General features: G+C 70.2%; 20 protein-coding genes. 14 read left to right on the plus strand and 6 right to left on the minus strand.

What is annotated here, in order from left to right; genetic code table 11:
- Positions 1-94 precede the first annotated feature (94 nt).
- The 5 genes from era to AC3IF1_RS27905 all read right to left on the minus strand — a co-directional run bounded on the left by era (position 95) and on the right by AC3IF1_RS27905 (position 3,966).
- Complete coding sequence (era, locus tag AC3IF1_RS27885; protein ID WP_489220206.1) at positions 95-1,075, minus strand: GTPase Era; 981 nt, start codon at positions 1,073-1,075, stop codon at positions 95-97.
- Positions 1,072-1,854 carry a ribonuclease III gene (rnc, locus tag AC3IF1_RS27890; RefSeq protein ID WP_489220207.1) on the minus strand — a complete coding sequence of 261 codons (783 nt, stop codon included), beginning with the start codon at positions 1,852-1,854 and terminating at the stop codon, positions 1,072-1,074. The genes era and rnc overlap by 4 nt, the downstream gene beginning before the upstream one ends.
- Positions 1,851-2,636 (minus strand): signal peptidase I, encoded by a 786-nt coding sequence (lepB, locus tag AC3IF1_RS27895; RefSeq protein WP_243969220.1) that lies wholly within the window; start codon positions 2,634-2,636, stop codon positions 1,851-1,853. The genes rnc and lepB overlap by 4 nt, the downstream gene beginning before the upstream one ends.
- A 173-nt stretch (positions 2,637-2,809) precedes the next feature.
- Entirely contained in the window at positions 2,810-3,220 is a 411-nt protein-coding gene (gene acpS, locus AC3IF1_RS27900; protein ID WP_489220208.1) for a holo-ACP synthase, read from the minus strand.
- On the minus strand, positions 3,217-3,966 hold the full coding sequence (locus AC3IF1_RS27905; protein WP_489220209.1) for a pyridoxine 5'-phosphate synthase: 750 nt from the start codon (positions 3,964-3,966) through the stop codon (positions 3,217-3,219). Before AC3IF1_RS27905 ends, acpS begins: the two co-directional genes overlap by 4 nt.
- A gap of 435 nt (positions 3,967-4,401) precedes the next feature.
- Here AC3IF1_RS27905 and rpsF point away from each other — a divergent pair, with 435 nt between their 5' ends.
- The 13 genes from rpsF to AC3IF1_RS27970 all read left to right on the plus strand — a co-directional run bounded on the left by rpsF (position 4,402) and on the right by AC3IF1_RS27970 (position 17,215).
- Complete coding sequence (rpsF, locus tag AC3IF1_RS27910) at positions 4,402-4,863, plus strand: 30S ribosomal protein S6 (RefSeq protein WP_243969226.1); 462 nt, start codon at positions 4,402-4,404, stop codon at positions 4,861-4,863.
- A gap of 3 nt (positions 4,864-4,866) precedes the next feature.
- Entirely contained in the window at positions 4,867-5,124 is a 258-nt protein-coding gene (rpsR, locus tag AC3IF1_RS27915) for a 30S ribosomal protein S18 (RefSeq protein WP_091712669.1), read from the plus strand.
- Positions 5,125-5,250: 126 nt separating this feature from the next.
- Positions 5,251-6,294, plus strand: coding sequence for a hypothetical protein (locus AC3IF1_RS27920; RefSeq protein ID WP_489220210.1), 1,044 nt, complete (start codon positions 5,251-5,253; stop codon positions 6,292-6,294).
- A gap of 41 nt (positions 6,295-6,335) precedes the next feature.
- Complete coding sequence (gene rplI / locus AC3IF1_RS27925) at positions 6,336-6,908, plus strand: 50S ribosomal protein L9 (protein ID WP_243969230.1); 573 nt, start codon at positions 6,336-6,338, stop codon at positions 6,906-6,908.
- A 465-nt stretch (positions 6,909-7,373) separates the two neighbouring features.
- Positions 7,374-8,861, plus strand: coding sequence for a replicative DNA helicase (locus tag AC3IF1_RS27930; protein ID WP_243969232.1), 1,488 nt, complete (start codon positions 7,374-7,376; stop codon positions 8,859-8,861).
- 227 nt (positions 8,862-9,088) lie between these two features.
- Positions 9,089-9,538, plus strand: coding sequence for a cupin domain-containing protein (locus tag AC3IF1_RS27935; RefSeq protein WP_489220211.1), 450 nt, complete (start codon positions 9,089-9,091; stop codon positions 9,536-9,538).
- 10 nt (positions 9,539-9,548) lie between these two features.
- Positions 9,549-10,451 (plus strand): SMP-30/gluconolactonase/LRE family protein, encoded by a 903-nt coding sequence (locus tag AC3IF1_RS27940; protein ID WP_243969235.1) that lies wholly within the window; start codon positions 9,549-9,551, stop codon positions 10,449-10,451.
- Positions 10,448-11,356, plus strand: coding sequence for a VOC family protein (locus AC3IF1_RS27945; RefSeq protein WP_489220212.1), 909 nt, complete (start codon positions 10,448-10,450; stop codon positions 11,354-11,356). The genes AC3IF1_RS27940 and AC3IF1_RS27945 overlap by 4 nt, the downstream gene beginning before the upstream one ends.
- A 682-nt stretch (positions 11,357-12,038) precedes the next feature.
- Complete coding sequence (lgt, locus tag AC3IF1_RS27950) at positions 12,039-12,941, plus strand: prolipoprotein diacylglyceryl transferase (protein ID WP_489220213.1); 903 nt, start codon at positions 12,039-12,041, stop codon at positions 12,939-12,941.
- Positions 12,938-14,008 (plus strand): class I SAM-dependent methyltransferase, encoded by a 1,071-nt coding sequence (locus AC3IF1_RS27955; RefSeq protein WP_489220214.1) that lies wholly within the window; start codon positions 12,938-12,940, stop codon positions 14,006-14,008. The genes lgt and AC3IF1_RS27955 overlap by 4 nt, the downstream gene beginning before the upstream one ends.
- A gap of 365 nt (positions 14,009-14,373) precedes the next feature.
- Positions 14,374-15,156: a peptidoglycan editing factor PgeF gene (gene pgeF / locus AC3IF1_RS27960; protein WP_489220215.1), complete on the plus strand. Its 783-nt coding sequence runs from the start codon at positions 14,374-14,376 to the stop codon at positions 15,154-15,156.
- A 270-nt stretch (positions 15,157-15,426) separates the two neighbouring features.
- Positions 15,427-16,272 carry an outer membrane protein gene (locus AC3IF1_RS27965; protein ID WP_489220216.1) on the plus strand — a complete coding sequence of 282 codons (846 nt, stop codon included), beginning with the start codon at positions 15,427-15,429 and terminating at the stop codon, positions 16,270-16,272.
- Between the two features lie 202 nt (positions 16,273-16,474).
- Positions 16,475-17,215, plus strand: a complete 741-nt coding sequence (locus AC3IF1_RS27970) for a DUF2076 domain-containing protein (protein WP_489220217.1) — start codon at positions 16,475-16,477, stop codon at positions 17,213-17,215.
- An 87-nt stretch (positions 17,216-17,302) separates the two neighbouring features.
- On the opposite strand, the gene AC3IF1_RS27975 is transcribed toward AC3IF1_RS27970, so the two are convergent.
- Positions 17,303-18,115 (minus strand): L,D-transpeptidase, encoded by an 813-nt coding sequence (locus AC3IF1_RS27975; RefSeq protein WP_489220218.1) that lies wholly within the window; start codon positions 18,113-18,115, stop codon positions 17,303-17,305.
- 288 nt (positions 18,116-18,403) lie between these two features.
- On the opposite strand from AC3IF1_RS27975, the gene AC3IF1_RS27980 reads away from it, so the two are divergent.
- Positions 18,404-19,120: a protein phosphatase CheZ gene (locus AC3IF1_RS27980; protein ID WP_489220219.1), complete on the plus strand. Its 717-nt coding sequence runs from the start codon at positions 18,404-18,406 to the stop codon at positions 19,118-19,120.
- The last annotated feature ends 42 nt before the right edge of the window (positions 19,121-19,162 follow it).

Raw genomic sequence — 19,162 nt, forward strand, 5'->3', positions numbered from 1 at the left:
CCCGACTCGGATCATCCGGGGGGAACGGCGCCCCTTATACCGGATTGGCTCCGGAAGCCCAGCCTGCCGGATCTCTCCCCGCCGGATCGGCCGGTCAGCCCCGGGGGAATTCCAGGCCCATCTCACGGTAGCGCGCCGGATCGTCGGCCCAGTTCTCCCGCACCTTCACGTGCAGGAACAGGTGGACCTTGGCGTCGGCCGCCTCGGCGATCCCGATCCGGGCCGCCTGCCCGATCGCCTTGATGGTCTGGCCGCCCTTGCCCAACACGATCGAGCGCTGGCTCTCCCGCTCGACGAAGATCGTCTGCTCGATCCGCACGGACCCGTCCGGCCGGATCTGCCACTGGTCGGTCTCTACCGTGGAGCGATAGGGCAGCTCTTCGTGCAGCCGGTCGTAGATCTTTTCCCGGGTGATCTCGGCCGCCAGCATGCGCAGCGGCGCGTCCGAGACCTGATCCTCCGGATAGAGCCAGGGTCCGGGGGGCATCCGGGCGGCGAGCGCCCGGCGCAGGTCCGCCACGCCGTCGCCCTTGAGCGCGGAGATCATGAAGGTCTCGGCGAAGGGCGCCGCGGCGTTGAGCCGGGCCGCCAGATCGAGCAGCCGCTCGCGCGGGATCAGGTCGATCTTGTTGAGGATCAGAAGCTTGTCGCGCTTCACCTCGGACAGGCGGCCGAGCACGGCCTCGACCTCCGCCTCGACGCCCTTGCGGGCATCGACCAGCAGGCAGACCGCGTCCGCATCCGCGGCGCCGCTCCAGGCCGAATGGACCATCGCCCGGTCGAGGCGGCGCTTCGGCGCGAAGATGCCGGGCGTGTCGACCAGCACGACCTGGGAGGCGCCCTCGATGAGGATGCCGCGCACCAGGGCCCGGGTGGTCTGCACCTTGCGCGAGACGATGGACACCTTCGTGCCCACGAGACTGTTCAGGAGGGTCGACTTGCCGGCATTCGGCACGCCGATCAGCGCGACGAAGCCCGCCCGGGCGTCGGCCGGCGTTCCCGGGAGGGTGGACGGGCCGGGGCCGTGCCCGGGCTCCAGGGTGTCCGCGGGGTCGTCCTGATCGTGCTCGGTCATGCTGTCTCCGTCGGCTCCGCCGCCGGCAGGGCGCCGATCCCCTCCCGCTCCATCAGCGCCTGGGCGGCCGCCTGCTCGGCGATCCGCTTCGACGTGCCCTCGCCCAGGCCCGGTGCCAGACCGTCGACCTCGACGGCGATGCGGAAGCGCGGCGCGTGATCGGGACCGGTCCGCTCGACCACCGCGTAGGTGGGGATCGGTAGCCCGCGGCCCATCGCCCATTCCTGCAACGCCGATTTGGCGTCGCGGCCCCGCGCCGCCGCCGTCGGCTCGCCGGGTCGGAAATGCGCCTCGACCACAGCCCGGGCGATGTCGAACCCGGCATCGAGATAGATGGCGCCGAGGATCGCCTCGCAGACATCGGCGAGGATCGTCTGGTTGCGCCGGCCGCCGCCCATCACCTCGCCCTGGCCGAGGATCAGGTGCGGCCCGACATCCCAGGCCGCGGCCACGACCGCGCAGGTCTCGCGGCGGACCAGTGCGGCGAGGCGGCGGGAGAGATCGCCCTCGTCGGCCTCCGGGAAGGCGCCGTAGAGCCGGTCCGCCACCGCGAGGCCGAGCACACGGTCCCCGAGGAATTCCAGGCGCTGGTAGCTGCCGCCCCGGCCGGAGGCCTTGCTGGTATGGGTCAGGGCGCGGGTGAGCAGGGTCTGGTCGGCGAAGCGATGGCCGATCCGCTCCTCGAGCACGGCCAGCGGCGGGCGCGGCTTATGGGCCCGCCGGGCCCGGGCGGTGACGATTCGGGGCTGGGCCGCCTCATCCAAGTCGGGACCGGTCAATGGATCGTCGAGAACAGGCGCGCCCAGCGGACATGGGCCGGCCAGTTCCAGACCTGCCACGCCGGCGTACCCTCGTCGATCGAGAAGAAGATCATCTCGGCGCGCCCGACGAAATTGGCGAAGGGCACGTAGCCGACATTGGCGAGATCGCGCGAATCGGTGGAATTGTCGCGGTTGTCGCCCATCATGAAGAAGTGTCCGGCCGGGACCGTGTAGGGCTCGGTCTTGTCCCAGAAGCCGTTGTCGCCGTCGCGCTCGATCACCGGGTGGACCACGCCGTTGGGCAGCGTCTCCATGTACTGCGGCACCTTGGTGGCCTGGCCGTAGGGATCGGTCGTCTCGTAGTCGGCGATCCGCTCGCGCTTGACCGCCTTGCCGTTGATGTTGAGCACGCCGTCGATCATCTGGATCTTGTCGCCGGGGAGGCCGATCACGCGCTTGATGTAGTCGGTGGCGTTGTCCTTGGGCAGCTTGAACACCGCGATATCGCCGCGCTTCGGCTCGGCGGCCCAGACCCGGCCGTCGGCCTGGATCGGGATGTATTCCGACAGCGGAAGCGAGTATTTCGAATACCCGTAGGAATATTTCGACACGAACAGGTAGTCGCCGATCAGCAGGGTCGGCACCAGGGAGCCCGAGGGGATGTTGAACGGCTGGAACAGGAGCGTCCGCACCACCAGGGCGATGAGCAGCGCCTGGATGCCGACCTTCAGGGTCTCGCGGATGCTGGCCCAGGTGCCGGCCTCGGCGGGTTTCCTGAGCGGTTTGCCGTCGTAATCCACGCGCGCGTTCCGTCTTCGGTTGAGATTGCTGGGCCTACCGCCGGCGGAGCGGCCCGGACCGCGGTTGTCCTGAGGAATGCGCCGCAATCGTGTCCGCCGTGAGCGGCGGGTCTAGACCAAGCGCGGCCCCCCCGCAACGCGCGACGGGGGCCGGCTAATCCGTGACCCGGTCCTCACCCGGCGGCTGCAGACGGGAGCGCCTCGATGATCACGAAGGCTTGTGCCATGGGCGGGTCGTCCGTCAGGCTGACGTGCAGGCGCGCCGCGTGGCCCGGGGGCAGCAGTTCCGCGAGCCGCGCCGCCGCCCCCCCGGTCAGCCGCAGGGTCGGCTGGCCGGAGGGGAGATTCACGACCTCCATGTCGTGCCAGAACACGCCGCCGCTCAGGCCGGTCCCCAGGGCCTTGGCGCAGGCCTCCTTGGCGGCGAAGCGCCGGGCATAGCCCTCCGCGCGGGCGGCCCGGCGGTCGCAGCGGGCCCGCTCGCCATCGGTGAACACCCGGTGGGTGAACCGTTCGCCGTGACGCTCCAGCGTCCGGGCGATTCGGCGGATGTCGCAGAGGTCAGACCCGATCCCGATGATCATGGCCGCCGGGCACGGTCCATGGCCGCCCGCATGTCCTGAACGGCCCGGGTGAGGCCTACGAAGATCGCATCGGCGATCAGCGCATGGCCGATGTTCAGTTCGCGGATCTGCGGCAGGGCCGCCACCGGCCCGACGCTGTCGCGGGTGAGCCCGTGGCCGGCATGGATCTCCAGGCCGAGACCGGCCCCGTGCTCGGCCGCGTGCCGGAGGCGGGCCAGTTCATGGGCGGTCCGCGCCGCATCGTCCTCCAGGGCGGCCTCGCAATAGCGGCCGGTATGCAACTCGACGACCGGTGCGCCGAGGGCGCGGGCGGCCTCCATCACCGCCGGCTCCGGCTCGACGAACAGCGAGACCCGGATGCCCGCCCCCGCGAGCGACCGGATGCGGGGAGCGAGGGACTCGCGGCCGCCGACGATGTCGAGGCCCCCTTCGGTGGTGCGCTCCTCGCGCTTCTCCGGGACCAGGCAGGCGGCGTGGGGCCGGGTGGCGAGGGCGATCGCCACCATCTCGTCGGTGGCCGCCATCTCGAAGTTCAGCGGGACGGAGAGGCTGCGCTTGAGCGCCGCGATGTCGGCGTCGCGGATGTGGCGCCGGTCCTCGCGCAGGTGGGCGGTGATGCCGTCGGCCCCCGCCTCCACGGCGAGCAGCGCGGCCTGCACCGGGTCGGGATAGGCGCCGCCGCGGGCGTTGCGGACGGTGGCAACGTGGTCGATGTTGACGCCGAGGCGCTGCGTGTCGGAGGTCATCGGCTCGTTCGTCCCCGTGTCGGCGCGATGCGACGGGCCTGCGGACAGGATACGGCGCGCTTCGCGCCGGGCTCGGCTGCGATATGCTGGCGTTCGCGCGCTCCGGCAAGGCGGCCGCGGTCTCAGGGCGCGGCCGGTCGACGGGAGGAAGCGCGAGCCGTTTCGCACCGTGAACCTCCGGTTCGAGCTTGTCAGGCGGAAAGAAACCGACTATGCGCCCCCCTTCGCGTTCGCTCCGGCCGGGGGCTGAACGGACGGTGCCGCTTGCGGCATAGGGTCTTCAACAACCCGTCGTCCGGTGTCTCCGCCTTCGATCAACCGCTCGGGCCTGAAAATCGGCTCGAAGGGCTTGGCGCCGAGCGTTTCGCGAGATGAACCGGCCCGAACCAACCGCCCCCGGGCGGCCGGGCTCCTTTTGACACTGAAAGGCCCGATATGCCTCTCTATGAGCATGTGCTTTTGGCCCGCCAGGACGTGACGTCCCAGCAGGTCGAGACGATGATCGACACCTACAAGGGTGTGATCGAGCAGAACGGTGGCCGTCTCGAGAAGATCGAGATGTGGGGCGTGAAGTCCCTCGCCTACCGGATCAAGAAGAACCGCAAGGCGCATTTCGCGCTCCTCAACATCGACGCCCCGCCGGCCGCCATCGCCGAGATGGAGCGCCAGATGCAGATCTCCGAGGACGTGCTGCGCTTCATGACCGTCCGGGTCGAGGACCTCGATTCCGAGCCCTCCGCCATGATGCAGAAGCGCGACCGTGACGACCGCAAGGATCGCGAGCGCGGCCGTCGTCGGGACGACGAGGGCTTCGGCGGCGGCGGCGGATTCGGTGACCGCGGCGATCGGGGCGACCGCGGTGACCGCGGCGAGCGCAGCTTCGGCGGGGAGGGCTAAACCATGGCTTTCGGTGCTGGTGCTGGTGCGGGCGGCGGACGCCGTCCCTTCTTCCGTCGTCGCAAGACCTGCCCGTTCTCCGGCGCGAACGCGCCGAAGATCGACTACAAGGACGTCAAGCTCCTGTCCCGCTACGTGTCCGAGCGCGGCAAGATCGTGCCGTCGCGGATCACCGCGGTCTCGGCCAAGAAGCAGCGTGAGCTCGCCCAGGCGATCAAGCGCGCCCGCTTCCTCGGCCTGCTGCCCTACGTGATCAAGTAGGCTTTCGAGATCGGCCGGCCCGGAATTATCCGGGCCGGTCTTCACAGAGCGATCCGACATCGCTCGATCGTTGGGGCGCCGCGTCGCCTCTAACCCTGCCGGATGGGCAGCGGGACAGCGGAACCCATGGCACAGCATATCGGCATCGGTATCGGCGCGGGCCTCGTCTCGGCACTCCTGTTCGGGGTGCTGCTGAAGGCGACCCCGCTGGCGATCCTGCTCTACCTCGTCGCTCCGCTGCCGATCCTGATCGTCGGCCTCGGCTGGAGCCACAGGGCCGCCCTCGCGGCGGTGGCGGCCGGGAGCCTCGCGCTGGCCCTGGTGATCGCGCCCTTCATGGGCCTCGCCTTCGCCGCCTACATCGCCCTGCCCGCCTGGTGGCTCGCCTACCTGACGCTGCTCGGGCGCGAGACGCCTGCCGGCCTCGAATGGTACCCGACCGGCCGCCTCCTCGGCTGGATCGCCGCCACGGCCGCCCTCGCGTTCATCGCCATCGCGGTCCTGTCCTCGCCGAACCACGCCGCCTTCGACACACAGCTGCGCGGCCTCGCGCACACGCTGGTGCAGGCCCGCATGCCCGGCGAGCGGACGGTGGTCGAGGGCCGCGCCGGCGCGGCACCGACCGGCTCCGACGAGGCCGGTCCAGAGAAGGCCACCGGTCCGGATACGGCACCGCCAGCCGCCGCCGATCAGGCCGAGGTCACCCGGACCGAGATGGCCGACGCCCTGGCGCGGGTGATACCGGCCTTCGCGGCCAACGGGCTGGCGCTGCTCCTGGCCTTTTATCTCTGGGCCTCGGCCCGGATCGTGAAGATCTCCGGCCGCCTGCCCCGCCCCTGGCCCGACATCCCGGCCACCGCAATGCCGCGGGTGACGCTCGCCACCCTCGGGGCCGCGCTCCTGATGTGCTTCGTCCCGGGCTATGTCGGCGTGTTCGGCGTCGCCCTGGTCGGCGGGCTCAGCGCGGCCTTCGCGCTCCAGGGGCTGGCCGCCTTCCACGACCGCTCACGCGGCCGGCCCGGGCGCGCGCTGATGCTGTTCGGCATGTACCTGATCCTGTTCGTGACCCAGGGCATCGCCCTGGTCGCCCTCACCCTGTTCGGCCTCGCCGACACAGCCCTCGACCGCCGTCGTCCCGAAGCCCGTCCGAAGGACAATCCGGCGCCGTGAAACCCCGGCCCCAGGGGCCGACCACCTGAAGGAGAAAGACCATGGAAGTGATCCTGCTCGAGCGCGTGGCCAAGCTCGGCCAGATGGGCGAGACCGTGAATGTCCGCCCGGGCTTCGCCCGCAACTTCCTGCTCGCCCGCGGCAAGGCCCTGCGCGCGACGGAAGCCAACAAGAAGCACTTCGAGACCCAGCGCGCCCAGCTCGAGGCCCGCAACCTGGACCGCAAGAAGGACGCCGAGGCCGTCGCCGAGAAGCTGAACGGCCAGAGCTTCGTGCTCATCCGCCAGTCGGGCGAGACCGGCGTGCTCTACGGTTCGGTCTCGACCCGCGACCTCGCCGAGGTCGTCGCCAAGGACGGCTTCACGGTCGACCGCGGCCAGTTCATCCTCAACCAGCCGATCAAGACGCTGGGCCTCCACACGGTCCCGGTGGTGCTGCACCCCGAGGTCGAAGTCCAGGTCACCGTCAACGTCGCCCGCAGCCCCGAGGAGGCCGAGCGTCAGGCCCGCGGCGAGTCCGTGACCGAGCGCGAGGCGTTCAACCTCGACGACCTCGGCCTCGAAGTCGGCATGGCTCTGGCCGATGCCGGCGAGGGTGCCGACGACCGCGGCTGATCCCTTCGTCCCATGGGTCCGACCGGCCGTGAAGCCGGTCGGACTTGAGGGAGCGGGATCCGAGGCATGCGCCTGCGCCGCCTCGCGTTCAGGTTCCGCTGAGCCTGCACCTGTCTGGGAAAAGGGACGGTCCAGGACGCCCCCCCCCTCTCCCGGACGCAGGCAGCGCCGGCGGCGCGCATCCCGGGATCCACGCACACGCGGCACGGAGTGGTTCCGACCGGAACCGGCACCACCCTGTATACCCGTGAACATCGGGGACGATCGGCCCCGAGACTTGACACGTTCCAGTTTTGTTCCAGCATGGATGCCCGCCCCTCGCGAGAGTCGGCGGGCATCCGTTCGTTCGGGGAACACCCGGAGAAACGGAGCGTCGGCTAAGCTTCGGTAACCATACCGAGGCCAAGGTCGCGCGGTGTGATCCTGGCGCGCCCACCGCGGCGCCTGATACGGAGTCGTCCGCCGATGGCCCTGCCCAATGCGCTCACGGCCAAGCTCGAAGCGGTCCAGGCCGAGTACCGCGTCGCCCCCCACAACATCGACGCGGAGCAGGCCCTGCTCGGCGCGATCCTGGTGAACAACGACGCCTATTACCGGGTCTCGGACTTCCTGCTGGCCGAGCACTTCATGGAGGATGCCCACCAGCAGATCTTCACGGTGGCGGCCTCCCTGATCCGGGCCGGCAAGCTCGCCACGCCCATCACCCTGAAGACCTATCTGGGCGACGCCGATTTCGGCGGCCAGACGGTGATGCAGTACCTCGCCCGCCTCGCCGCCGACGCCACCACGGTGATCAACGCCGGCGAGTACGGCCGGACGGTCTACGACCTCGCCATCCGCCGCCGGCTGATCACCATCGGCGAGGATCTGGTGAACGGCGCCTACGAGGCGCCGGTGGAGGAATCGCCCCGCGACCAGATCGAGCACACCGAGCGGCGGCTCTACGAACTCGCCGAGGCCGGGCGCTACGATGGCGGCTTCCAGAAATTTTCGGACGCGCTCACCGCCGCGGTCGACATGGCCGCCAAGGCCTACCAGCGCGACGGCAAGCTCTCGGGCATCGCCACGGGGCTCACCGACCTCGATGCCAAGATGGGCGGGCTGCAATCCTCCGATCTGATCATCCTCGCGGGCCGCCCGGCCATGGGTAAGACCTCGCTGGTGACCAACATCGCCTTCAACGTCGCCAAAGCCTATCGCGGCGAGAAGCAGCCGGACGGCGTGACCAAGACGGTGAACGGCGGGATCGTGGGATTCTTCTCGCTGGAAATGTCGGCCGAGCAGCTCGCCACCCGCATCATCGCCGAGCAGTCGGGCGTGCCCTCCTACAAGATCCGCCGCGGCGACATCCGCCCGGAGGATTTCTACAAGATCACCGACGCCGCCCGGGACATGCAGACGATCCCGTTCTACATCGACCAGACCGGCGGCATCTCGATCGCGCAGCTCGCCGCCCGGGCCCGGCGCCTGAAGCGCCAGAAGGGCCTCGATCTGCTGATCGTGGACTATCTCCAGCTCCTCTCGGGCTCCGGCAAGCGCAGCGACAACCGCGTGCAGGAGATGACCGAGATCACCACCGGCATGAAGGCGCTCGCCAAGGAGTTGGCCGTGCCGATCATCGCCCTCTCGCAGCTCTCCCGTCAGGTCGAGAACCGCGACGACAAGCGCCCGCAGCTGGCCGATCTGCGCGAATCGGGCTCGATCGAGCAGGACGCCGACGTGGTGATGTTCGTGTTCCGCGAGGAATACTACGTCGGCAACAAGAAGCCCCGCGAGGGGACCGAGGAGTTCTTCGCCTGGGAAGCCGAGATGCAGCGGGTCCACGGCAAGGCGGAGGTCATCCTCGGCAAGCAGCGCCACGGCCCGACCGGCATGGTGGAGCTGCAGTTCGACGCCAACATCACCCGGTTCTCGAACCTCGCGCAGACGGACCGGATCCCCGAGCAATTGTGAGGGCGCGACCGGGCGGGGACGCCCGGTCATCGCGAGCGCAGCGAAGTGACCCAGGGCAGCGTGGCATCGCTGGATAGCTGCGCTCGCAATGACGGCACCGCCTGCCCATCCGCCGGCGTGGCGGAGGGGACGCCGTTCCGGCCTCACCGGTATCCGCACTCTGCGCGAACCATCGCCGGACCCGGCCGTTGTGCGAGGACGATTGTCCCGCCGCGGCAGGAGCGACGATGAGCGAGCCGACCCCTCCTAAGATGCCCTACTGGCACGTCTACACCGACGCGGAGGGGGTGAGCCGCCAGGCGCTGTTCCACATCGAGCGGTTCACGTTCGAGGGGATCAACCCCGAGACCGCTCCGCAATGGAACGACAAGATGGATCCGACCTCCGCGGTCGTGACCTTCACGGTCCTGCCGGTCGGCTGGGTCGGGGAGTGGCACGAGAACCCGCGGCCGCAATGGATCGCGATCCTGTCCGGCCGCTGGTTCGTGGAGACCATGGATGGCCACCGGGTCGAGATGGGTCCGGGCGAGCTGATGATGGGCGAGGACCAGAACACGAAGGAGCGGGACGGCCGGAAGGGCCATCTCTCCGGCACGGTCGGCGACGAGCCCTGCACGATGATCGTCACCGGCCTCCAGGTCGAGCCGACCGTGAACCAGCCCGGCCGCTTCAAGTAGGGGCGGCGCGATGGACAGCTTCGTGCTGATTCAGCCGCGCTTCAAGGCCTATGTGCTGCCGAATGCGCCGCTGGAAAAACTCGCCGAGGGCTTCCGCTGGACCGAGGGGCCGGTCTGGTTCGGTGACCGGGACGAGCTGTTGTTCTCGGACCTGCCGAACAACCGGGTGATGCGCTGGGCGGAGCATGCCGGACTCAGCGTCTACCGGGAGGCGAGCGACTTCGAGAACGGCCATGCCCGCGACCGGGAGGGGCGGATGCTGTCCTGCGCGCACAGGGGCCGGCGGATTCACCGGACGGAGCTCGACGGGCGCATCACCGGCCTGGTGGAGCGCTACCGGGGCCGGCGGCTGAATTCCCCCAACGACCTCGTCTGCAAGTCCGACGGGACGATCTGGTTCTCGGACCCGCCCTACGGCATCCAGACCGATTACGAGGGCGGCAGGCAGGAATCGGAACTGCCGGCCGCGGTCTACCGGTTCGATCCGCGCGACGGCTCGCTGCGGGTGGTGGCGGACGATTTTCAGGGGCCGAACGGCCTGTGCTTCTCCCCCGACGAGCGCCGGCTCTACATCGTCGAGACGGGGCTGCAATTCGCCACCGATCCGCGCCAGCATGTCCGGGTCTTCGACGTGGCCGAGGATGGCGCCCTGTCGGGGGGCGACGTGTTCTGCACGATCGCGCCGGGCAATGCCGACGGGATCCGTTGCGATGAGCACGGCAATCTCTGGTCGAGCGCCGGCGACGGGGTGCATTGCATCGACCCGGGGGGCGAATTGGTCGGCAAGATCCTGGTGCCCTCGACCGTGGCCAACCTCGCCTTCGGCGGCCGCAACAACAGCCGCCTGTTCCTCTGCGCGTCGCACACGCTCTACGCGATCTACGTCAATGTCCGCGGAGCCCCGCTGCTGTGAGCGGCGTGCGGGCGATCGCCGGCTTCGGCCGCACCGTCGCGGACCTCGCCGCAACCGAGGCCTTCTATCGCGACGGGCTGGGCTTCGCCCGGGTCGCGCCACCGGAGCCCGTTCCGACCGCCGAGGCGGAGGCGATGGGGCTCGCGGACCGTCGGGCCACGCAACTGCGCATGCGGCTCGGCGCCCAGGCCGTGACCTTCCTTGCGGTGGATCCGCCGGGCGCCCCCTATCCGGCCGATCCGGCGGCCACGGATCCAGTCTTCCAGCACCTCGCGATCCCGGTGCGGAGCATGGATGCCGCGATGGCGCAGCTCTCCCAGGCGGGACCCACGCCGATCAGCCGCGGCGGCCCGCAGGCCCTGCCGGCCTCGTCGGGGGGCGTCACCGCCTACAAGTTCCGCGACCCGGACGGGCACCCGCTGGAGCTGATCGTCTTTCCGGACGGCCCGCCGGCGGAGCGCTGGCGGGATGCGCCGGGCCTGTTCCTCGGCATCGACCACTCGGCGATCACCGTCACCGACCTCGACGCGGCGCTCGCGTTCCTCACCGGACCGCTCGGTCTCACGGTGGCGCAGCGGGGCCTGAACCAGGGCGCTGAACAGGCGCGCCTCGACGGGCTGGACGATCCGCAGGTCGACGTGATCGCGCTCGAGCCGCCGGACCCGGCCCCGCACGTGGAGCTGCTGCATTACCGGGTGCCGGCTACCCGACGCAGGCCCGAAGCGTCATGCGGCCCGGCCGATCGCGCTTCGACGCGCTTCATCTTTGCGGTCGACCCTATGAAAGGTCTGCTCAAGTCCCTGGGTGATTACGGCCTGGTCCCGAACGTGGCCCGAGATCGCGGGGCCACTTTCTGCAAGGGGCCGGATGGCCACGGATTTCTGTTTCTCGGTTCCTCATCCTGAGCTGATTTCGAGGCCCGCCGACCGGGTCGGCCGGTCTGCTTTCGGCTGTCGAGCCGATAGGCTTTGCCTGCATGGTTCCTGGGAGCGATTGCCGCCATGCGGATCAGCATCGAAGCCGCGGAAGGCCAGCCGCCACGCCTCATCCAGGCGGCCGTGTGCGGGGAAGAGGTCGTGCTCGCACGGGGGGACGTTCCGGTCGCACGGATCGTCCCCTCGCCGCGCCGCCGTTTCGACTTGGGATCCTCCCGCAGAAGGCCCTGGGAGACGGGCCGGACTGGCTCGAACCGATGTCCGACAACGAGATTGCCCTCTGGGAAGGTCGACGGTGACTGCCGTCCTCCGCGATACGCATAGCTGGGCCTGAAGCCTGACGGCCGATCCACGCCTGTCGACCGGGGCCCGGGCTGCCATTCAAGTTGGACGGCTGGTCGCGCTGCTCGACGAGCGGGGGGCCCGAATCGCATCGCTGGAACCCGCGATCTGTCTCGCCGTCGGCGGGACGCCATGGCGTCATCGCGATCCCTCCGACCGCCTCCTGGCGGCAACGGCCATTGATCACGATCTCCCGCGGATTTCCGCGAACGTGGCCTTCGACGGCATCGTCCAACGGATCTGGTCGATCAGGCGCACTTGACGCGCCGCCCCTCCGGCGTCCAATCCGGCCGCCCCGGAGGTGAGACCGATGCCGTTCCTCGCCCTGCCCTTTCCGGCCATCGACCCGGTGGCCCTCGCGATCGGGCCGATCACGATCAAATGGTACGCGCTCGCCTACATCGCCGGCCTGATCGGCGGCTGGTACTACGCGCGCCGCCTCGTCATGGCCGACAGCCTCTGGGGCGTGGTCAAGCGCCCGCAGGTCGTCGATATCGACGACCTCGTCGTCTGGGTGGCGTTGGGCGTCGTGCTGGGCGGCCGGATCGGCTACGTGCTGTTCTACAACCTGCCGATGTACCTCGCCGATCCGATGGAGATCCTGGCGATCCGCAACGGCGGCATGTCGTTCCACGGCGGCTTCCTCGGGGCGATCCTGGCCTTCCTGCTCTTCGCCCGGGCCAAGGCGCTCAACGGCTACACGCTCCTCGACATCGGCGCGGTGGTGGTGCCGATCGGCCTGTTCTTCGGGCGCATCGCCAATTTCGTGAACGGGGAACTCTGGGGCCGCGTCGCGCCGGACTTCCCCTACGCCATCGTGTTCCCGAGCGGCGGGCCCCTGCCGCGCCATCCGAGCCAGCTCTACGAGGCCGCCACCGAGGGCCTGCTGCTGTTCATCGTCATGGCGATCAGCGTCCGCCGGTTCGGCTTCCGCAAGCCAGGGCTCCTCGGCGGCATCTTCGTGCTCGGCTATGCGCTGGCCCGAACCGTCTGTGAGTTCTTCCGGGAGCCGGACCGCCAGCTCGGCTTCCTGTTCGGCGACCATCTCGGCCCCATGGGCGGCGGCGTCACCATGGGCATGCTGCTGTGCGTGCCGATGATGATCATCGGGCTCACCTACATCGTGCTCGCCGCAACCGGCTGGACGCGCCCACGCCATCCGGTCGAGGGCCCCGTCACCGAGGAGGCGCGCAAGGCGGCCCTGGAGGCGTGACACCGCTGGGCGACGAGATCGCCGCCCTGATCCGCCAGAACGGGCCGATCGGCGTCGACCGCTACATGGCCCTGTGCCTCGGCCATCCGGTCCACGGCTATTACCGCACCCGCGATCCGCTGGGCGCGCGGGGGGATTTCACCACGGCGCCCGAGATCAGCCAGATGTTCGGCGAGCTGATCGGCGCCTGGACTGCCTATGCCCACGGTCTGATCGGGCGGCCGGATCCCCTGGTCCTGGTCGAGCTCGGGCCGGGCCGGGGCACGCTGATGGCGGATGCCCTGCGGGCGCTGCGCGCCGCGGCCCCGGGGGTGCGCGTGGCGCCGCACCTCGTGGAGACCAGCCCGGTGCTGCGGGCCGCGCAGGCGCGCGCCCTCTCCGGAACCGGGGCCGCGTGGCATGCCGGGATCGAGACCCTGCCCCCGGGCCCGGCGATCATCCTGGCCAACGAGTTCTTCGATTGCCTCCCGGTCCGCCAGTTCGAGCGCCGGCCGACCGGGTGGCACGAGCGTCAGGTGGGTCTCGGGCCGGGGGGCGGTTTCGCCTTCGGCCTCGCCCCGGAACCGACCCCGGGGCTCGACGCGGAGGGGCCAGTGGGGGCGCTGCTGAGTGTCCCGGCCGCCGGCCTCGCCCTCGTCCGCACGCTGGCGCGGCGCGTCTGCACGGTGGGCGGCGTGCTGCTGGCCATCGATTACGGCCACACGCGCCCCGGATTCGGCGACACCCTTCAGGCCGTCGCCGGACACGGCTTCGCGGACCCGCTGGCCGCTCCGGGCGAGGCCGACCTGACGCACCATGTCGACTTCGCCGCGCTGACGCGCGCGGCGACCGACGCCGGCGCCCTGGTCCACGGGCCGGTGGACCAGGGCGACTTCCTGTTCGCCCTCGGCCTGCGCCCCCGGGCCGACCGGCTGAAGTCCCGGGCCACCGGAACCCAGGCCGCGGAGATCGACGGGGCGGTCGCGCGGCTCACGGATCCGGGCCGCGGCGGGATGGGCAACCTGTTCAAGGTCGTGGCGGTGAGCGGCCCGTCCTTCGGGCCGCTCCCGGGATTTCCGGACGTGTAACGCCTCGGGACGTGGTTCCGGGGACCGACGTCGTTCAGCCGAACGAGCCGAATCCGGAATCCGTCTGGTTGGAGGGCCGAGGCGTGGGCGGCGCAGGCGGGTTCGGGTCGTCCGGATCGAGGGCGGCGGGCTCGCGCGTCACAGGATGCGCGGGTGCGCTGGGCGGATGCGGCGCCTGGGCCGACGGCTTCGGCGCATCTCTCAAGGCTTCGGTCTCGATTCCTTGTGACATTGCGGTCCTTCTCGGATGAGGCCGAACCCGGCCCCATATTGCAATGCAGCAAGAATCTGACGCCTGAACGACATCGTCAAGGGGCAGCCCTTGCGGTATCGGGGCGCCACCGACGCGGCGCAGGGGATCGACCATGAGTGCGGGCACATCGATCGAGGCGCCGGACCTGTCCGCGCATGCGGGGATCCGCCACGCGTTCTTCACCCGCCTCGGCGGCGTCTCGGAGGGACTCTACGCCGCGCTGAACGGGGGTCTCGGCTCCGGCGACGCGCCGGAACGCGTGGCCGAGAACCGGGCCCAGATGTGTGCCCATCTCGGACTGCCGGCGGACCGGCTCGTGAGCCTCTTTCAGATCCATTCGGCCGAGGTCGTCACCGTCTCGGCACCCGTCGCGGCGGCGGAGCGTCCGCGGGCCGACGCCATGGTGACGCGGGTTCCCGGCCTGGCGCTCGGCATCGCGACGGCCGATTGCGGGCCGATCCTGTTCGCGGATGCCGAGAGCCGGGTCGTCGGCGCCGCCCATGCCGGATGGAAAGGGGCGCTCACCGGGGTCATCGGGGCCACGGTGGCCGCCATGGAGGCCCTGGGCGCCCGCCGGCATCGCATCGCCGCGGTGCTCGGGCCGACGATCGCGCAGGAATCCTACGAGGTCGGACCGGATTTCATCGCGCGTTTCCGCGCGGAAGCCCCGGGGATGGACCGGTTCCTCGGGGCCGGTACCCGGCCGGACCATGCCCAGTTCGATCTGCCCGGCTTCATTTTGGCCCGCCTCGCCGAGGCCGAGATCGGCGGGGCGACGGCTCTGAACCTCTGCACCTATGCCGATGCCGCGCGCTTCTACAGCTACCGCCGGGCCACCCATCGCGGCGAGGCCGATTACGGCCGTCTGATCTCCGCCATCGCGCTCACGGCTTGAGGGGCCCGATGCCTCCCGGAAAGGGGATGCGACATTTTGTCGAAGGCCCGGGGGCCAAAAAAGCGTGGCCGTAACCGAACCTTGGCAATTGGAGTGCGTTGTGGGGTCAAGGTGCCGGGGAATAACGGCGGATTGCCAATAGGGGCCACGAAAGTGGTCGGCGATACCGCGTAGCGCAAAGCATCCCTGGAACCGCTGGAACGCAACCAGACCCCCGTCCCGTCACCGCCCGCTCCGCGGGTGATCCGGGACTATCCAGAGGACCAGACCATGAAATCCCTGCTTCGCGCCACCACCGCCCTCGCGGGTGTCGCCCTCGCCGGCTCCGCCTTCGCCGCCGACCTGCCCCGCCGCGCCGCCCCGCCGCCGGTGTTCACCCCCGTGCCGGTGTTCACCTGGACGGGCGCCTACTTCGGTATCAACGCCGGCTACGCGTTCGACGCCTCCAGCCGCAGCAACAACAACTCCACCTTCGGCGTCCCGGCCCCCTACGCCGCCGCCGGCACCACCGCCACCTTCGGCAACCGCAGCCAGGACGGCTTCTCCGGCGGCGCCCAGATCGGCTACAACTACCAGTTCACCCCGGGCTCGGGCGTGGTCGTCGGCATCGAGGCCGACGCCCAGTACCTCGACTTCGGCCGCAGCCGGAACAACGCCTTCATCAACGGCGCCCTCGCCCCCGGCTACTACGTCACCGACCCGCGCGGCCTGTCGAGCCTCGACTACTTCGGCACCGTGCGCGGCCGCCTCGGCTACGCCTTCGACCGCACCCTCGTGTACGGCACCGGCGGCTTCGCCTACGGCTCGGGCAGCGCTGACCGCTCCTTCGGCGGCTATGCCGGCAACGACAGCTTCCGCACCGGCTACGCGGTCGGCGGCGGTGTCGAGTACGCGCTCCCCACCGACTCGTTCCTGAACTTCTTCCGCTCCTCGGCCGTGACGCTCAAGGTCGAAGGCCTGTACGTCAACCTCGACCGCAACACCCGCAACCAGGGCGCGTTCGTCATCAACGCCGCCAGCAACTTCCCCGCCGTCTACAGCAGCGGCATCGGCCGCCGCTCCGACGAGTTCGCCGTCGTCCGCGCCGGCCTGAACTACAAGTTCGGCTCGTACTAAGACCCGCTACCGGCGCGGCTTCGGCCGCGCCCCCGGTTACGACGACACGGAGAAGCCCGGCCTAGCGGCCGGGCTTCTCGCGTTTTCGGCACGGGAATGAAGTTTTCGCCATCGCCCCTGACAAAGCGTCGCCGGGCACCCATGTCGTGTCGGCCATGCGGCGCGTTCGGGCCCGCGGGCGTTATTCGAGGAGGACGACTCCATGAACAGCGAAGAACGCGACGTCATTTCCGGCATCTTTCAACGGCTGGAGAAGGCCCAGGCTCAGCCCCGCGACGCCGAGGCCGAGCGCTTCATCGCCGACAAGATCCGCGCGCAGCCCTATGCGCCCTACGCGATGGCGCAGCTGATCTACGTGCAGGAAGAGGCGATCAAGAGCCTGAATCAGCAGCTCGAGCAGGCCCGCGGCCAGGCGGCCTCGGCCCAGCCCTCCGGCGGCGGCGGCTTCCTGTCGAGCATCTTCGGTGGCGGCGGCAGCCAGCGCCAGGAGCCGCAGCCCGGCTACGGGCAGCAGCGCCCCGCAGGCCAACCCTGGGGCAATGCGGGCGGCGCGCCGCAGGGCTATCCCCCGCAGGGCTACCCGCAGCAGGGTTACCCGCAGCAGCAGGGCGGCCCCTGGGGCGGCCAGCCGCAGGCTCCGGCGCGCGGCGGCGGGTTCCTCGCCTCGGCGCTCCCCATGGCGGCCGGCGCGGCGGGCGGGATGCTGCTCGGCAGCGCCCTCTCGAACGCCTTCGCGGGCGGCCATTCCAGCCTCGGCAGCGCCGCGGCGGCGGGCCTGGGCGGCGGGGGCGAGACGGTCGTCAACAATTACTACGGTGACGGCGGCAACCAGGATCTCGGCTCGGCCCTCGACAACAGCGGCGGCGGCGGCGACTTCCAGGATGCGAGCTTCGGCGACCCGGGCGGCGATCTCGGCGGCGGCGACGACAGCGACTGGACCTGAGCGGCCCGCTGTCGGCCTCGGAGGTCCCGCCGTTGTGCGGCCGGACCTCCTTCGATCGCGTTGGACCTTGATGGTGTCGAACGCGGCTCAGAGAACCTCGACCCGCGTCCCGACGGGGACGCGCTCGTAGAGATCAACGACGTCGTCGTTCATCATCCGGATACAGCCCGACGAGACCGACTGGCCGATCGTGTTGGGCTCATTCGTGCCGTGGATCCGGTAGAGCGAGGAGCCGAGATAGAGGGCGCGGGCGCCCAGCGGGTTCTCGGGCCCCCCCGCCATGTGGCGCGGCAGGTCAGGGCGGCGGGCCAGCATCTCGGCCGGGGGCGTCCAGTCCGGCCACTCGGCCTTGCGGCTGACGGTCTTGAGCCCGCTCCAGGCGAAGCCGGGCCGGCCGACGCCGATGCCGTAGCGCAGCGCCCGCTGGCCGGGCTGCACGAGATAGAGGTGCTTGCCGGAGGTGTCGATCACGATCGTCCCGGGCCTCTGCGGCCCGGCGAACGCGACCTCCTGGCGCTGGAATTCGGGCGCCACGACGCGGGCGATCCGACCGCCCTCGGCACGGGGCGCAGCGTAGACCGCGGCCGGAGGCGCACCATAGGCCTGGGCTAGTGCCGCATAGGCCTGGGCGGGCTCCGGCTCGGCGGGCAGCAAATCGCCGGAATAGGCCGCGACCCGCTGCGGGGCCATGATCGGCTGCGGGGACGCGTATCGCGGTGCCGCAGGGTAACGCTGCGGCCCGGCCCGGCCGCTGCTTCCGCCGGCACCGGTGACGAGGTACTCGATCAGGCCGCCGCCGTAACCGCCCTCGGCATAGCGCGCCTGCTGCGCCTCGGCGGGGGCGCACCACAGGGAGACGGCCGCCGCGGCCCCCACATACAGACGGACTGAACCCCGCATCGCACCATGCTCCCGCCCCGGGGCATCCGACCCCGGCCCGGGCACGATCCGGCCGAACGCCACCGAATCAGGTGAAGGAACGTGGTAAATCCGCTCCGGGCGTCCGGCCGTCCCGGATCCCTGCCCATCAGCGTGAATCGCCGGTAAAACAGCCGGCTGCTGCGCCGCACGCGAACCCGGCGCCGGGAAAGCGCGCCGACGACCTCCGCGCAAGCTTGGCAGTCACAGTCCGCTAACCGATATGGTAGACAGTCGCGACGACGAATCCTGAACGCCAACGCCCGGACGATGACTCAGAAGCGCTATCGCATCGAAGACAGCCTCGGGCTTCCCGGAGCGCCACCGCCGACACCGGGGCTTCCCGCGTCGACCGAGCGGCTGGAGGATATCTTCTCCGCCATTCAAGAGTTGCGCCGCGTCACGCAGATGAGCGCGAGCGAGACCATCGAATCCTGCCGCCGCGAGCTGCACGAAGCGCTCGCCATGCGCACCGAACTCGACGTGATGAAGGAGGCGATCACCCGGACGAAGTCGGAGCTGGCGACGCTCCACCGCACCGAGAACACCGGCAAGGGCATGCGCCGGGCCGCGGACGAGCTCGACGCGGTGGTGGATTCCACCGAGCGCGCGACGACGAAGCTCCTCGGCGCCGTCGAGGAAATCGAGATCCATGCGGGCATGCTCAACGCGGCGACGCTGCCGCCCGGCATGAAGGCGCATGTCGACGTCATCCTGGAACGGGTGATCTCCGCCTACGAGGCCTGCAACTTCCAGGATCTGACCGGGCAGCGGATCACCAAGATCGTCGGCGTGATGAAGTTCATCGAGGATCACCTCGACCGGCTCATCACCACGTGGTCGGAGCTGGACAGCTTCAAGGAACTCATCACCGTCATGCCGGTCTCGACCGCCCTGGACGACGAGAGCTCGCTCCTCAACGGGCCGAAGCTCGACCACGATCCCGGCCACGTCGATCAGAGCGACATCGATTCGCTGTTCGACTGATTCGTCGCCCCCGGACGGGAGAGCGCGAATTTTCTTCGCCGC

The sequence above is a fragment of the Methylobacterium sp. E-012 genome, from assembly GCF_057836545.1.